Here is a 14,593-nt window from a genome sequence, read left to right as displayed (position 1 = left end):
GACCGGGCCCGTTCTCCCTGTCAAAGCGGGGAACGGGCCCGGTGCCGTGACGCCCCGCGGATCAGCTCACGGTGTACAACCGATGGCGACGCCATCGGCGAACCGGCCAGTGAGGCCCTGGGGTTGGGTCCGCGTGCGCGAACCGCCGATGGTCGCGCATGACTTCAGCGGACTGCTCGGCCTCCTCAAATCCGGCCTACTTCCAGGGGAAGCGGTACGCGCGATAGCTGTTCACGCCCGCCGGGAACTGGGCCTTGAACACGGCCTTCCCCGAGGCGTCGAACTCGGAGACGTACGGAAGCGACCCCCATCCGACGAACGTCCCGCGCCGGGGGAGTGGCTGGGCGTTGCCCTGCGAGGACGCGCTGAGGTAGTCCGGCTGGTTCACAGACTTCACCAGCGTCGCCGTACGCGCCTTCTCGTCCACGCGGACCGTGACGACCCGGCTGAAGGGAAGCTCCTCCACCGCCCCCGACCCCGTGTTCGCGGCCCCTGCGGACTCGTTGTCGAACCAGCTGTACAGGCCGCCGCCGAGCGGTTCGGGATCGTGCTGCCACGAGAAGATCGTTCCGGCCGTGTTCAGGTACTGGCCGGGAGCGGCCTGCTCCTTGAACGTGCTGGCCTTGCCGCCGAGTTGCCACAGCACGCGGCCGCTGTGTGCGTCGACCTTGTACGTGGTCCACGTGTTCCGGGCATCAATGAGCAGGCCGCCGTCGGTGTCAGGCTTCACCGCGTTGATGTGGAACCAGTCCCACGGCTTGTCCGGCGACGAAGGCAGCGGCTGCTCGCTCTGTGCGTACGGCACGTGATCGGCGGCTTTCCACTGGAACAGGACCCGGCCCGTGCGGATGTCTATCTCCTGCACCACGCCGTCGATGACCGCCTGGTGCGCGGAGCCGCCGATGCCCGTCAGGTCGGCGGTCTCCTTCTTGTAGGCCAGGATGAGTGCCGTGCCACGAGCGGTGATCAGGAACTCGTGCCCGTCGGCGGTGTACCCGTTCCCGGCGTGGACCTCGGCGACCTTCTGATACCGGTTGTCGTAGATGTAGTTCACCCCGCTCGCGAGGGAGCCGAGCCCGGTGCCCTGCCACCACGTCAGAACGGGCTTGCCCCGGTAGGTCTGGGCACGGAAGTCCGCCGCCTGCTGCCCGGCCGGGGTCTTGTGGGACCACACGACACGCCTGCCGTCACCGCTCAGGATCTCCACGCCGCTGGAGTAGGCGCTGTTCGCCGAGCTCGGCGAGACGAAGATGTCCCCACGGCCAGCGGTGCCCTTGTCGGCAAGGACGGTCAGCGGTGGCAGCGGCTTGTTGTCCGGGGCCGCGGATGCGGTTCCTGCCAGGGGCAGGAGGCTCGTGACGACAGCGGTGGATGCAGCGATCAGGACATGAACGGGTAGGGAGTTGTGACGCATCAGGTGTCCATTTCTGGCAGCCCGTAGCCGGAACCGGCCGGCCCGGTCACGGGCATTGCGGAGAAGGCGCACACCCGACCGGGCATGCGCGATGAGAGAGGGTGACTACAGGACGGTGCTACCGCGCGCAGCCAGTGAGGCTGTCAGGCACGGACGGATGCCACCGGAGGCCGAACGGCTCTCAACAGGGGCGACACGCAGCAGAACACACCCGCATGTGGTCGATGTGACCGCGCGTCGTGAGGATCTTGGGCCGCTGCATAGGGCAGAACGTAGCCGCGCACCGACCGGAACGTCAATGGACGTCCACGCAGCGAACAGCGAGACCAATCAGGGCTGTTGCGGTTCATGCCAGACCCCTGGGGTGGGGGCGCCACTGCTGGTTGTCGCCCCTCGAACGGTGGCTACGTTCCACGTCTGCGGGGACCAGGCCACACCCTGCACCATCGGCCCCGCCGAAGGCGTCAACACCCAACGCCTGATCTTCGTTGTTGAGGGGTCAGTCGCTCGGATGGGAGGCGGTCCAGCCGTGTTCGAGCAGCGCGAAGGCCTCGTCCGCGGCTCGGTGCGGGTCGGGGTGCCGCAGGACGAGGCTGCGGGCCTCAAGGGCGAAGCGGGCCAGGGCGGCGCAGCTGACGTCGTCCTCGGGGGCGCCTACGGCCTCGGCGATGGCCCTGGCCAGGGCCGCTTCGTGGCGCGTCCACATGCGGTGGGCGTAATCGCGCAGCGCGGGGGTCTCCTGTACCAGGCGGGTGAAGTCGGCGAACCGCGGGTCCGCGGCATGGATGGCGAGCTGGGTCTGCTTCAGCAGGAGGTGCTCGCGCAGGGCCTGGGGGATCGACTGGCCCGGGGCGCGCTCGCGCACGGCGGCCACGAGTGCTGCCTCCAGGTCGTCGTCCTGGTCGAAGACCAGGGCCTCCTTGCCGGCGAAGTGCTTGAACAGGGTGGTCACCGAGACGTCGGCAGCGTCGGCGACGTCCTTGACGCCGACCTGGTCGTAGCCGCGATCGAGGAAGAGCTCAAGTGCGGCGTCGGCCAGGGACTGGCGGGTCTGGGCCTTCTTGCGCTCGCGGCGCCCGGTCGGTTCGGTCACTCGCACACCGTACCCCGACGCTCAGTCGCTTTGAAAGTTTAGTCGTTGCACTTATTTAGTGAATGTGCTTTCTTGGTGATGCCGGGGCCACCGGCGGTCGACCCACCTCCCGAGGGACACTCACATGAACTCTGCTCGTGACCCCCGCATCGCGATCGTCGGCGCCGGTCTCGGCGGCCTTACCTGCGCTCGCGTCCTGCAGCAACACGGCCGTTCCGTCACCGTCTTCGAACGCGAGGCATCCGCCGACGCCCGCCCGCAGGGCGGCACCCTCGACATGCATCCCGGCACCGGCCAGGCCGCCCTCGGTGCGGCGGGGCTCCTCGACCGCTTCCACGCCCTGGCCCGCCCCGAGGGAGACGAGTGGCGCGTGCTCGACTTCGCCACCGCCGCGCTCCTGGCGCAGCAGGGGCCGTCCGCCGACGGCGGCCGACCGGAGATCGACCGCGGACAGCTGCGCGGTCTGCTCCTGGACTCACTTGCCGAGGGCACGGTGCGGTGGGACCGCGCCGTCAGCGGGGTCGCCCCGCTGGCGGACGGCACCTGCCGACTGCTCTTCGGTGACGGCACCGCCGAGGACTTCGATCTGGTGGTCGGCGCCGACGGAGCGTGGTCCCGCGTGCGTCCGGCCCTGTCGCACGCCGCACCCCACTACACCGGTGTCACCTTCATCGAGGCCGGATTCGACGACTGCGACACTCGCCATCGCGACCTCGCGCGACTGGTCGGCAAAGGATCGATGCTGGCCAAGGGCGCCGGCAGGACCTTGGTCGCCCAGCGCAACAGCAACGATCACATCCGCGCCTACATCGCGCTCCGCGAGCCCGAGGACTGGCATGAGACGGCCGGTATCGACCTCCGCGACCAACAGGTCGTGCGGACACACCTGTTGGGGATGTTCGACGACTGGGACGAGAGCCTGCGCTACATCCTGCGCAACAGCGACCATGCGTTCATACACCGTGCCTTGTTCGTCCTGCCCGCCCCGCACACCTGGGAACACGTTCCCGGAGTCACGCTGCTGGGCGATGCCGCACACCTGATGCCCCCGGTCGGGCTGGGCGCCAACCTCGCCATGCTCGACGGCTGCGACCTCGCCCACGCCCTCGTCACCGAATCCGGGCTCGGCGACGCCGTCCGCGCCTACGAGAGCGTCATGCTCCCGCGCTCGATCGAGGCCGCGACGGCCAGTGCGAAGGGACTCGACCACCTGGTTCCCGCGATGGCCTCCTGAACCGACTTGTCGCTGACCGGCCGGATGAGCAGGGCAACGGGATGCGCGTAGTCGGCGCCGTCCGCCCGCTGCACCCCTGGATCAACGCGACCGCGTTGATGCCGCCCGGCGGGCCGCTGCGGGCAACCGCCTTCTACGGCGTTCCGCACGTTGCCAATGCGGTTCGTGCCAGCCCGCGCAGCCAGGCGTGGGCGGGGTCGGAGTCGTAGCGCTGATGCCACGAAAGGTATATCGGTGCCGACGGCAATTCGAGCGGGAGGGGGAGTACGGCCAGGCCGAGATCCCCGACGGCTGAGCGTGTGGTGGCCTCGGGGACGCAGATCAGGAGAGCGGAGTCGCGCGCGAACTCCAGCGCAGCTGCTTCCGTGGGCGCGGTCGCCACCACGCGGCGGGTGAGGCCCAGCCGTGCCAGGGCGTCGTCGAGGGCATTGCTGAGGTTCCCGCGGCGCGAGACGGCGACGTGCTCGGCGGCGGCGTACCGCTTGGCGGTGATGGTCTTGACGCGGGTGAGGGGGTGGCCCTGCCGCACGACGATCACGAGGTGGGTCTCGCCCACGCTCTCGGCGCGGATGTCCGGTGCGGTCGGGGGATTGGCGTTGGCCTCCAGGTCGACCTCGCCGCGAGCCAACTCGGGGGTGTCCAGACTCGATTCCGCGAGGAAGCGCAAGCGCACGCCCGGCGCCTGTTCCCGCACGGCCGAGAGCAGCGCGGGGCCGCTCAGGGCGACCAGGGAATCATGCCAGCGCAATGTGAAGGTGCGCTCCAGCGTTGCCAGGTCAAGTTCACGGCTCGGTGCCAGCACCCCCTGAACCTGGTGCAGGAGCTCGTGCACTTGTTTCCTGACGGCGATCGCGTACGGCGTCGGGGTCATGGTGCGGCCGGTGCGCACCAGGATCTGGTCTCCGGTCGTGCGCCGGATTCGGCCCAGGCTCCGGCTCATCGCGGGGGCGGTCACGTGCAGGCGCCCGGCGGCCCCGGCCACACTGCCCTCTTCCAACAGCGCGTCGAGCGCGGCGAGCAGATTCAAATCCAATTGCACGCGAGTAATCCTAGCCGTGCTTTACATGCACTTGCCGTTAATCAGGGGGCTGTCTACGGTCGAGACCACAGCGCAGAACAGAGCGCCCAGCCCGACCCGACGAAACCTCATCACCCGGTATACACAAGGGAGTTCACCATGCCCGAAACGCTTCGGACCACTGACGTCGCCGCCTCCGACGCCGACCTGCTCGCCCAGACCGCGCTCGTGGTGCGGGAGGCCGGATCCGCGCTGCTCGGGCGCTTCGGAGAGGTGGTCCGCTACCAGAGCCGCGACGAGCTGATGCGCGCGCTCGCCGCCAACGACAACGCGGCCCTGGACATCCTGCGCCCCCGCCTCACGGGGCTGCGTCCGGATGCCGGGTGGGTGGAGGACGAGCTGGACGGCGGGGCGCTGCCGCCCGGCGAATGGTGGGTCGTGGATCCGGCCGAAGGCAACGTCAACCACCTGCACGCACTCCCGGAATGGGCGGTGACCGCCACCCTCGTGCGCGACAACCAGCCGGTGCTCACCACGGTCCATCTGCCGCTGACCGGCGAGACCTACACCGCGCTCACCGGCACGGGCGCCCACCTCGACGGCCGACCGCTGCGTGTCTCGCCCACCGAGGACCTCGGACTGAGCATCGTGGCCACCAGCCAGGCCCGGCCGGGCGAGGACGAGAAGGTCGTGCGGCACATCGGCTCCTCGATCACCGCGATGCTCTCCGACGCGCTCGTCGTGCGCACCGCCGTGCCCGCAACCCTGCATTTGACGAACGTGGCAGCCGGCCGCACCGACGCGTTCTGGCAGTTCGCCGGCGCCCGCGCGGACCTGCTGCCCGGCGCGCTGCTCGTCACCGAGGCCGGCGGACACATCTCCGACGCCCAGGGCCGCCCCTGGACCCCGCAGAGCGAGAGCTTCCTGGCCGCCGCGCCAGGCGTCCACGCCCAGGCCGTCGCCACGCTCTCCCGCTGACCCGACAACACTCCGCACCCACGACAAGGACCACAGACCTCATGACCACGATCGCAGTTCTCGGAAACGGCCGCGTCGGCGGCAACCTGGCCACCGCCCTCACCCGGGCGGGGCACGAGGTGACCGTGGCGGACCGCGCGCCCGGGGCCGCCGCCGACGCCGCCCGCACAGCCCGGATCGTCATCAACGCCACCCCGGGCGCAGGCTCCCTGGAGCGGCTCGCCGACCTGCGCGAGGAACTGCGCGACAAGATTCTCGTCGACGTCTCCAACGCCACCGTCGACGGACCGGACGGACTGCCCGCCCACCTGATGTACCCCGGCTCAAGCCTTGCCGAGCAACTCCAGGAAGCACTCCCGGACACGCACGTCGTCAAGACCCTCAACACCATGCTCTTCCCGGTGATGACCGCACCGGCCACCCTCACCCAGCCACCGACCGTGTTCCTGTCCGGCGACGACCCGGCCGCCAAACAGACCGTCCGCGAACTGCTCACCGACCTCGGCTGGCACAAGGAGTGGATCACCGACCTCGGCGGGATCCAGACCGCCCGCGCCACCGAAGCCGCGATCCTGTTCGTACCGCACGTCATCCGATCCACCGGATTCACCCCCTTCGCGATCTCCATCGCCCGCTGACCGCAACAGGCGGCGCCCCGCGGACCCACACCCGGAACGGATACGCCGGCGCGCAGCTGCCCGACGGCGGCCCGGAGCCACCCTTCTCGCGGCCGACGGCCTCGCCTTGAGGAATGGGTTCGTCTACGGGGAGGTGCCTGCGGAGTTGGCCGCGGATGTGCCCGCCGATACCCGCGGTGGCCGTCGGCAGAAGCCGCGCCGCTTGGAACAGCCATTCCCAACCGTGTCGTTTCGCCCGTCCCAGGAAGGTCCTGCTCGTGTCCCTCGACCCTCAGATCGACGCCCTGCTCCAGAAGTTGGCCGAAGGAGGCGAACCGGCACCGGAGAGCCGAACAGTCGCAGAGAACCGCGACCTCGCGCGCAGCCTCGCCACCCTCGCGGGTGACGTCGAGCCGGTCGCCGCCGTGCAGGACGCAGTGGCCACCGCCGAAGGCATCGAGGTCCCCATCCGCATCTACACCCCCCTCACCGTCCCGCGCTCCGGGCCACAGCCTGTGACGGTCTTCTTCCACGGCGGAGGATGGGTACTCGGCGACCTGGACAGCCAGGACCACATCGCCCGCACCGTGGCCAACCGCTCCGGCACGATCGTGGTCTCCGTGGGCTACCGCCTCGCACCAGAACACCGCTTCCCCGCGGGGGTCGACGACGCCTATGCCGCCCTGACGTGGGTAGCGGCCAACGCCGGGAGTTTCAGCGGCGACGGGCAACGCATCGCGGTGTTCGGTGAGAGCGCCGGCGGTAACCTCGCGGCGGCCCTCGTGCAGGAAGCCCAGCGGCGCGGCGGACCTCCCGTCGCACTGCAGGTACTGGCGTACCCGGCGGTCGACCGGTTCGACGACAGCCCCTCCATGTACGAGAACATGGCCGGACCATTGCTGAGCCGCAGCTGGCTCGAATGGTTCTGGGGCCTTTACCTCAACACACCCGACGAAGGCGCCGACCCGCGCGTCTCGCCGGCGCGCTCCGACGAGCTCGCCGGGCTTCCTCCTGCCGTCATCGTCACCGCCGAACACGATCCGCTGCGGGACCAGGGTGATCGGTACGCGCAGAAGCTCGCCGAGGCCGGCGTGCCGGTCACGCACCTGCCGATCAAGGGCGCTACCCACGCGTTCTTCTCGTTCACCGGGGAGGTGCAGCTCTCACGGGACGTCTTGAATCAGCTCGCAGATGCTGTGGCCACGGCGTTCGCCGACTGACCCGCCACGACGTCATGGTCCCCGCCCGCCCCGGCGCCGGCGCGCGCGCCCGCGCCTCGCTGGCCCCGCGACCCTCAACGGCAGCATCCTCGTCGCAAACCATGCGGTGGCCGCTGCCGTGCGTGAGGATGTGTGACTATGGCGAACACTGCTGATACTCCGGATACCTCAGTGTCGGGCCCTTCCGAACTGGTCACCCTTCTCGGCCTGCAACCGCACGTCGAGGGCGGCTGGTTCCGCGAGACCTGGAAGACCTCGGGCGGGATGGTCCCCGACGGATACGACGGGCCGAGAGCCTTCGCGACCGGGATCTATTTCCTGCTCCACCCTGGCGAGGTCTCCCGCTGGCACCGTGTCCGCTCGGACGAACTCTGGCTCTGGCACCGAGGCGGCCCGCTGCGGATGCGGCTGGGCGGGCACGGTGACGCGCCGGATGAAGACGGGGCGGTCGAGGCGATGGTGGGAAACACGGTCGAGCGCGGAGAGCGGCCGCAGTTCCTCGTCCCGGGCGGCGTCTGGCAGAGCGCCGAACCGTCGGGTGACGAGCCGGTCCTGGTGACGTGCGTCGTCGCCCCGGGCTTCGACTTCCAGGACTTCGAGATGCCGTAGGGCCCGTGGGGGTGAGAAAACTGCAGTAGCAGGTCCCGCGGGCAGGGGCGCCGTCGCGAGTGCCGCGATGGCGCTGCCCGGGCCCGACAGATCGCACACGCCTCTCGCCCGCGAATTGCGTACCGAAACGTCTTGCGTTGGAGCGCACTCCAATTCCTAGGTTCGGACGCATGCGATACATCAAACTCGGAAAGACCGGACTGGAAGTCTCCGCCATCACTCTCGGCTGTATGAGCTTCGGCGAGCCGGAGCGGGGCGGCGAGCCGTGGTCGCTGGGCGCGGACGCCAGCCGGGACATCATCAAGCAGGCCCTTGAGGCCGGCGTCAACTTCCTCGACACGGCCAATGGGTACAGCGCCGGGAGCAGTGAGGAGATCGTGGGTCAGGCGATCAAGGACTTCGCCCGGCGCGAGGAGATCGTCCTCTCCACGAAGGTCTGGATGCGGATGCGCCCCGGGCCGAACGGGGCCGGGCTGTCCCGCAAGGCGATCTTCGCCGAACTCGACGCCTCCCTGAAGCGGCTGGGGACCGACTACATCGACCTGTACCAGATCCACCGCTGGGACTACGACACCCCGATCGAGGAAACCCTTGAGGCGCTGCACGACGCGGTCAGGTCCGGGAAGGTCCGCTACATCGGGGCCTCTTCCATGTATGCGTGGCAGTTCACCAAGGCCCTGTATCTGGCCGACCTGAACGGCTGGACCAGGTTCGTGTCGATGCAGGACCACTACAACCTCATCCATCGGGAAGCAGAGCGGGAGATGCTCCCGCTCTGTGCCGACCAGGGCGTCGGCGTGATTCCGTGGAGCCCGCTGGCGCGGGGCAGGCTGACGCGGGCCTGGGACACCGCCACGACGCGTGCCGCAACCGACGTGGGCGGCACGATCCTCTACCGCGACGGGGACGAGGCAGTGGCCCGGCGTGTCCACGAGATCGCCGGTAGACGGGGTCTGTCCGCGGCCCAGGTCGCGCTGGCCTGGGTCATGCGCAACCCGGTGGTGACCTCGCCCATCGTCGGGGTCACCAAGCCGGCCCAACTGGCCGACGCGGTCGCCGCGGTGGACGTCGAACTCGACGCTGATGAGGCCGCCTACCTGGAGGAGCCCTACCAGCCGCACGAGGCCGCCTACCTCGAGGAGTCCTTCTACAAGTCCCGGCCTGCGGCGGCCTCCCGGTAGCCCGGGCTACCGCCGGGCGTCGTCGGACGCGTGGCCTTGTTCGCGTACTCCCGCGAGAGCGGCCCGCTCGGCACATGGGGCGGGTCGCGTACGGCGGCCGGGAAACAAAGCCGGGGCGTGCGGGCCCGGCCTGCCGACCCCCAACGCCTGGTCCCAGTCGAGGGGCACGCGCGCTCGGCCGGTGGTGTTCCGGGCCACCTCCAGCAGGGGACACGGGGGAGTTCCTCCACCACGGCGCCGTGGTGGAGGCATCCCGTCAACGGCCCTATCCGGTCCGGCTCTCCCGGCCGCCTGCACGCGGCCCCGGCAGGCAAGGCGGGATGGAGTGTTGTCGTTCCCGCCCCATTGGCGTGGGGAGTACGAAAGCGAAGGCCGATTGGCAGGATATGCCGGTGACCGGCATACTCTGGTGTCATGACTGATCGTGCGATGCAGGAACCGACCCTGCTCCTCCTCACCGCGCTCGCCGACGAGCCGCGTCACGGTTACGCCTTGGCCCGGGAGGTGGAGGTGATCTCGGGCGGGCGCGTGAAGATGCGGACCGGAACGCTGTACGGGGCGCTGGAGCGCCTCTTGCAGCAGGGGCTGATCGAGGTCCACAAGGAAGAGGTGGTCGGCAGTCGCCTGCGGCGCACCTACACCCTGACCTCTCTGGGCCGTGCGAATCTGGCAGCCGAGGCCGAGCGCATGGCGGCCACCGCGCGCGAGGCGGCCCGGCGCCTGGGTGCCAGTGGCAAGGCGGCCACCGCGTGAATCCCGTTCTGCTGTACCTGTATCCCGCCGGGTTCCGCCGCGCGTTCGGCGAGGAGATAGCCGCGTCCTACCGCGAGGCCGTCGAGGGGGCGGGCCGGGGCGCCCGCATCCGGGAGACCGCCGACGTGGTCGCGCACGCCCTGCGACTGCGTCTCGGGGTTGGTTCCGCGCACCCGGGCGGACGCCTCTTCGCTGCTGCGGCGCCGTTCGCCCTTGCCTCCGCGGCCACGTATGCCGCGTTCAACCTCAGCGCGGGCATCGCCGATTGGTACGTCATGCGCGCTGCGGGCACGGCCGGCGGCTTGGGCCCGCTCGTGACACTCACGGACGCCTGCAGCCTGCTGACCCTGATCGGCGCGGTGGTCGCGCTGGCCGGGAGCTATCGTGCCGGGGTGCTTTGCACGGTCGCCGGGGCGCTGGGCAGCTCAGCGGCCTTCCTCATCCAGATCTGGCCCATGCCCACTGGCCTGCCAGGGAATGTGGTGGGGTTCCTGCTTGCTCCGGTCGTGAGCGCCGCGCTCCCGCTGGCCTGCCCGCCCGATCTGCGTCCGGCCCCTCGGGTGCGGGGCCGGGCCGGCCTGCTCGCGGTCGTGGTCTGGGCCGTCCTCTTGGTCGTCGCCCTCGCCGTGATCGACCCCCTGGGGATCGGCCTGCACCTCCCTTGGCGGTACGGCGTCCCGCTGGCAGCAGCGCTGTTCCTGATGGGCCGTCGGGCTTTCGCCCAGATCCGTACCACCGCCCAACTCGCCTGCGCCGCAGCGCCCTTCGTCGTCACGATGCACTTCTCCGGGTGGGTTCAGCGCGAGGAGCTCTTGGCCGCCCTCGGCGTACTCGCCGTCGCCGCCGCGGCCCTGCGACTGCGCAGCCGCGGCGACTCCAACACGGTCAACCCGGCCTGACCCCTACGCGCCGTCGTCCGTGGAGTCAGAGGAACAGGCGGCGCGGCGTCCATCGCGTAGGCCCCTCACGGCTTTTGACGCAGCGGGCGTCAGCCGCGCCTCACCGCAGTGGGAGAGGCGGCGGCCTTGAGGAGCCCGGGGTACCGACAGGCCCGGCTGCGGTATGCCGCTCAGCGCAACGATGCCGCCGTGACCAGGACTTCACCAATGCCGCTTGGCCCCGCCCTGTTGCTGCGGGGCAGATCCGGACACGGGCCCCTACCAGCAACTTTCTTCGACCGGCCGCCTTGCCACAGGAGTTCTACTGCCATGTCCGCCCGCACCGACGCCGCGCACGGCCTGCCCCAGCTCTCATCCGAGACGAGGAGACGAACGTCCCGTGCGACGGCTAGAGGCAGTCGGCTGGCCGGAGTTGACGGACTGCGGCTGCTTGCGGCAGCAGCGGTGGCGGCCTACCACTACCTCGGCACTCCCACCCCGCGCTTCTGGGGCGAAGCCTACGACCTGCCACAGGCAGCACCCGTGCTGCACGCGGTCAGTGGCTATGGCTGGCTCGGTGTCGAGGCATTCTTCCTGATCAGCGGCTTCGTCATCTGCATGAGCTGCTGGGGCCGCACCCCGGCGCAGTTCGCCGTCTCGCGCATCGCCCGGCTCTTCCCGCTGTACTGGGCGGTGGTCCTGATCATCGTCGCCATGGGCACCGTCACCGTACTCGCGGGACAGCGTTCCGGAGCACCTACCGACCTGCGCACCACCGTCGGCAACCTGACGATGATTCCCAGCGCGCTGGACCTGGACTTCACCGCCGGTGTCGCCTGGACCCTCTGGGTGGAGGCCCGTTTCTACCTGCTCATGGCCGTACTGCTGCTGATCGGGCTGACCTACCGACGCGCAGTCGCCTTCGGTTTCCTCTGGCTCGTCCTGGCGGCCATCGGCCGCGAACTGCACTCCACCGCACTGGACGAGGTGCTGCTCAGCCAGTACGCGGGTCTCTTCGTGACCGGTATCGCGCTCTATCTGATGTACCACTTCGGACCCAACCTGCTGCTGTGGCTGCTGGCCGGTTTCGCCTGGTGCTACACCCTCACCGTCCTCGACAGCCGAGTCTCCGCGCACGCCAGTTCCAGCTGGGCCGTCAGCGCGAGTGCTCTCACCGCCTTCCTCCTCCTGCTCGTCCTGACCGGCCCCGGCCCCCTGCACCTCCGAGGGCGCGTCCTCATCTACGCGGGCGCCCTGACCTACCCCTTCTACCTCGTCCACCAGAGCCTGGGCATACCCCTGACCCGCGGCATCCTCAAAACCGCTCCATGCCTCGGTCTGCTCCCCTCCGTCGCCCTCGGACTCCTTCTTTCCCTCCTGCTGTCCGCCCTCCTGAACCGACTGGTCGACCGCAGATTCGGCCCCCTGCTGCGCCACCACCTCACCACCGCTCTCAACCCCGCACCCCGGGAGGCCGTCCGGCCGGGCGGGAACGGCACCGTGTCCGGACGCGGGAAGGCCGCGGATCGGGTGGACCACGGACGGTGAGGGCTCCGGCAACGGCGTGCGCCCAGTCACCTCCCGTCGAGAAACACGAGAGGTGCAGTGCCTGGGCCCGGTGGACGGGGGCGATGTGCTGACCGGCCCGCACGACAGGGCTCCGGCCCCCCATCTCGTGACCCATACCTCGCAGGTACCGTTGCGGGTGGCTTAGTTGGACGCGCGCAACGCCTGCGAGAGTGCGCCCACGGTCACGTCCGTTACGGCCCGGAGTTCCGCCGGGCTCGCCCCGGCTCTGCTCATGACAGCGAGAGACTGGTTGACGGCCGCGGTGTGTAGAGCAAACGCCTCGGCGTCCTGATCGGTCATGCGGGCGGCCTTGAGTGCGGTGCGCAGGCGCAGGCGCTGGAAGCCGAGCGCCTGCCTCGCGTGATCCGCGACGGCTGAGCTGAGCACGGGAATCGCCATGGCGGCCTGCGCGATGAGGCATCCATCGGGAAGTTCGGGATCAGCGATGCGCGCAAGCGTGACGGCGAAGAACGCGCGGACAGCCGCAAGGGGATTGGAGGCTGCGCACGACAGGGCGGCGTCGTACTTGTCGCCGTAGCGCACGGCGTAGCGATCCAGACAGCGCAGGAACAGCGTGTCTTTGTCGCCGAGCGAGGAGTAGATCGAGCTGCGGTTCAGGCCGGTTGCCCGCGACAGGTCGTCGACCGAGGTGTCGGCGTATCCGGCGCGCCAGAACTGGATCATCGCGGCGTCGAGCGCCGTGTCCATGTCGAACTGCTTCTTGCCTGCCACGTGGTACTTCCTCGCCGCTGTGTCGGTGTCCTCGCTACTGCTGCCCACCACCCTATCTTGAACCGATCGGTCCAAGATGTGTTAGCTTTCCGGCGTGATCACCACCGGGCGTTCCCGGACAGAGAGACAGCGAGGCCGGTGTATTGCGTAATACCGGCCGCCGCCGTCTTCCCGTACGCCTTCCGCACGTCTTCAGAATCGGAAAGCCCGCCGACCAGCCCTGGACTCGCCGACCAGCACCTCCTTGAGGCGTGGTCCCGGTCCGTTCACTTGGAGAATCCCGTGACCATCTCCGATAACAACCCCGTCCGCGACCTGCCCCTGGAGGATCGGGCCGGATTCAGCCACCGCTGGGTCGACACGGACGGCGTCCGTCTGCACACCGTCGAAGGCGGACAGCCGACCGGTCCGGCTGTCGTCCTGCTCGCCGGGTTCCCACAAACCTGGCGGGCCTGGCACAAGGTCATGCCCAGCCTCGCCCGCCGGTTCCGCGTCATCGCGGTCGACCTCCCGGGCCAGGGTCACTCCGAGCGCCCGGAAGGCAGCTACGACACCCACACGGTTGCCGCCCACGTCCACGCCGCCGTGAAGGCACTCGGGGTCACGGAATATTGGCTGGCCGCCCACGACATCGGGGCCTGGGTCGCCTTCTCCCTCGCCCTCAATTACGAGTCCCAACTGCGCGGGGTCGCTTTGCTCGACGCTGGAATCCCCGGCATCACCCTCCCGCAGTCGATTCCCACCGACCCGGCCCAGGCGTGGAAGACCTGGCATTTCGCGTTCCACCTCGTGCCCGAGCTGCCCGAGGTCCTGCTCGCAGGCCGCGAACGGGAGTACGTCGCCTGGTTCCTGAAGGCCAAGGCCCTCGCCCCTGGCGCATTCGACGACGCCGACCTCGACCACTACGCAGCGGCCCTCGCCGCCGACGGCGGCCTCCGCGCTTGCCTCGCCTACTACCGAGACGCCGCCGAGTCCGCGCGCAAGAACCATCAGGCACTCGACCGGCAGCGCCTGACCGTGCCCATCCTCGGGATATCAAGCAGCCACGGCTCCATCCCGGACATGGCAGCCTCCATCAGCCCGTGGGCCGACACCATCACCGGAGTCACCATCACCGGAGCCGGACACTTCATCCCCGATGAGCAGCCCGAAGCCGTCACTGACGCGATGACCGACTTCATCGACGGCAGTCAATGACGTACCGCAAGCATGCCCGTGGCTCTGGCGGTTGCAGTGGGGCTCTGGCCGCGGGCGGTCGACCTGTCGGCTTCGTACCGGCAGCACCGGACGGCGACTC

14 protein-coding genes are annotated in these 14,593 nt (G+C 69.6%); 10 read left to right on the top strand and 4 right to left on the bottom strand.

Annotation, left to right across the window (positions count from 1 at the left end; all coding sequences use genetic code 11):
- Window positions 1-196: 196 nt before the first annotated feature.
- Together DT019_RS21570 and DT019_RS21565 are read right to left on the bottom strand one after the other, a co-directional pair.
- Window positions 197-1,414, bottom strand: a complete 1,218-nt coding sequence (locus tag DT019_RS21570; RefSeq protein WP_114038516.1) for an arylsulfotransferase family protein — start codon at window positions 1,412-1,414, stop codon at window positions 197-199.
- 499 nt (window positions 1,415-1,913) lie between these two features.
- Window positions 1,914-2,507: a TetR/AcrR family transcriptional regulator gene (locus DT019_RS21565; RefSeq protein ID WP_114038515.1), complete on the bottom strand. Its 594-nt coding sequence runs from the start codon at window positions 2,505-2,507 to the stop codon at window positions 1,914-1,916.
- Window positions 2,508-2,631: 124 nt separating this feature from the next.
- Here DT019_RS21565 and DT019_RS21560 point away from each other — a divergent pair, with 124 nt between their 5' ends.
- Window positions 2,632-3,741 (top strand): FAD-dependent oxidoreductase, encoded by a 1,110-nt coding sequence (locus DT019_RS21560; protein ID WP_114038514.1) that lies wholly within the window; start codon window positions 2,632-2,634, stop codon window positions 3,739-3,741.
- 133 nt (window positions 3,742-3,874) lie between these two features.
- Here the strand turns inward: DT019_RS21560 and DT019_RS21555 are convergent, their stop codons facing one another.
- Complete coding sequence (locus DT019_RS21555; RefSeq protein WP_114038513.1) at window positions 3,875-4,780, bottom strand: LysR family transcriptional regulator; 906 nt, start codon at window positions 4,778-4,780, stop codon at window positions 3,875-3,877.
- Between the two features lie 138 nt (window positions 4,781-4,918).
- Here DT019_RS21555 and DT019_RS21550 point away from each other — a divergent pair, with 138 nt between their 5' ends.
- The 8 genes from DT019_RS21550 to DT019_RS21515 all read left to right on the top strand — a co-directional run bounded on the left by DT019_RS21550 (window position 4,919) and on the right by DT019_RS21515 (window position 12,543).
- Window positions 4,919-5,737, top strand: coding sequence for an inositol monophosphatase family protein (locus DT019_RS21550; RefSeq protein WP_114038512.1), 819 nt, complete (start codon window positions 4,919-4,921; stop codon window positions 5,735-5,737).
- A gap of 41 nt (window positions 5,738-5,778) precedes the next feature.
- Window positions 5,779-6,375 carry an NADPH-dependent F420 reductase gene (locus DT019_RS21545; RefSeq protein WP_114038511.1) on the top strand — a complete coding sequence of 199 codons (597 nt, stop codon included), beginning with the start codon at window positions 5,779-5,781 and terminating at the stop codon, window positions 6,373-6,375.
- A gap of 257 nt (window positions 6,376-6,632) precedes the next feature.
- Entirely contained in the window at window positions 6,633-7,574 is a 942-nt protein-coding gene (locus DT019_RS21540; RefSeq protein ID WP_114038510.1) for an alpha/beta hydrolase, read from the top strand.
- 171 nt (window positions 7,575-7,745) lie between these two features.
- Window positions 7,746-8,183: a cupin domain-containing protein gene (locus tag DT019_RS21535; protein ID WP_223279694.1), complete on the top strand. Its 438-nt coding sequence runs from the start codon at window positions 7,746-7,748 to the stop codon at window positions 8,181-8,183.
- Between the two features lie 170 nt (window positions 8,184-8,353).
- Window positions 8,354-9,364, top strand: coding sequence for an aldo/keto reductase (locus DT019_RS21530; protein ID WP_114038508.1), 1,011 nt, complete (start codon window positions 8,354-8,356; stop codon window positions 9,362-9,364).
- Between the two features lie 414 nt (window positions 9,365-9,778).
- Window positions 9,779-10,117, top strand: coding sequence for a PadR family transcriptional regulator (locus tag DT019_RS21525; protein ID WP_114038507.1), 339 nt, complete (start codon window positions 9,779-9,781; stop codon window positions 10,115-10,117).
- Window positions 10,114-11,016 (top strand): hypothetical protein, encoded by a 903-nt coding sequence (locus DT019_RS21520; protein ID WP_114038506.1) that lies wholly within the window; start codon window positions 10,114-10,116, stop codon window positions 11,014-11,016. The genes DT019_RS21525 and DT019_RS21520 overlap by 4 nt, the downstream gene beginning before the upstream one ends.
- 309 nt (window positions 11,017-11,325) lie before the next feature.
- Window positions 11,326-12,543, top strand: coding sequence for an acyltransferase family protein (locus DT019_RS21515; RefSeq protein WP_114038505.1), 1,218 nt, complete (start codon window positions 11,326-11,328; stop codon window positions 12,541-12,543).
- A 162-nt stretch (window positions 12,544-12,705) separates the two neighbouring features.
- On the opposite strand, the gene DT019_RS21510 is transcribed toward DT019_RS21515, so the two are convergent.
- The gene (locus tag DT019_RS21510; RefSeq protein WP_114038504.1) at window positions 12,706-13,296 is read right to left on the bottom strand and encodes a TetR/AcrR family transcriptional regulator; all 591 of its coding nucleotides are present in this window, start codon (window positions 13,294-13,296) and stop codon (window positions 12,706-12,708) included.
- A gap of 282 nt (window positions 13,297-13,578) precedes the next feature.
- On the opposite strand from DT019_RS21510, the gene DT019_RS21505 reads away from it, so the two are divergent.
- Complete coding sequence (locus DT019_RS21505) at window positions 13,579-14,493, top strand: alpha/beta fold hydrolase (RefSeq protein ID WP_223279693.1); 915 nt, start codon at window positions 13,579-13,581, stop codon at window positions 14,491-14,493.
- Window positions 14,494-14,593: the final 100 nt, after the last annotated feature.

The sequence above is a fragment of the Streptomyces sp. SDr-06 genome (assembly GCF_003324565.1).
Classification (GTDB): Bacteria; Actinomycetota; Actinomycetes; order Streptomycetales; family Streptomycetaceae; genus Streptomyces.
Note: the sequence above shows the minus strand (reverse complement) of the source record. Positions and strands in the feature narration are given on the sequence as shown.

What these genes read in the sequence shown, in the direction of transcription:
- DT019_RS21570 (WP_114038516.1), bottom strand. Translation starts at nt 1,414, where the DNA reads ATGCGTCACAACTCCCTACCCGTTCATGTCCTGATCGCTGCATCCACC.
- DT019_RS21545 (WP_114038511.1), top strand. Translation starts at nt 5,779, where the DNA reads ATGACCACGATCGCAGTTCTCGGAAACGGCCGCGTCGGCGGCAACCTG.
- DT019_RS21560 (WP_114038514.1), top strand. Translation starts at nt 2,632, where the DNA reads ATGAACTCTGCTCGTGACCCCCGCATCGCGATCGTCGGCGCCGGTCTC.
- DT019_RS21515 (WP_114038505.1), top strand. Translation starts at nt 11,326, where the DNA reads ATGTCCGCCCGCACCGACGCCGCGCACGGCCTGCCCCAGCTCTCATCC.
- DT019_RS21525 (WP_114038507.1), top strand. Translation starts at nt 9,779, where the DNA reads ATGACTGATCGTGCGATGCAGGAACCGACCCTGCTCCTCCTCACCGCG.
- DT019_RS21530 (WP_114038508.1), top strand. Translation starts at nt 8,354, where the DNA reads ATGCGATACATCAAACTCGGAAAGACCGGACTGGAAGTCTCCGCCATC.
- DT019_RS21550 (WP_114038512.1), top strand. Translation starts at nt 4,919, where the DNA reads ATGCCCGAAACGCTTCGGACCACTGACGTCGCCGCCTCCGACGCCGAC.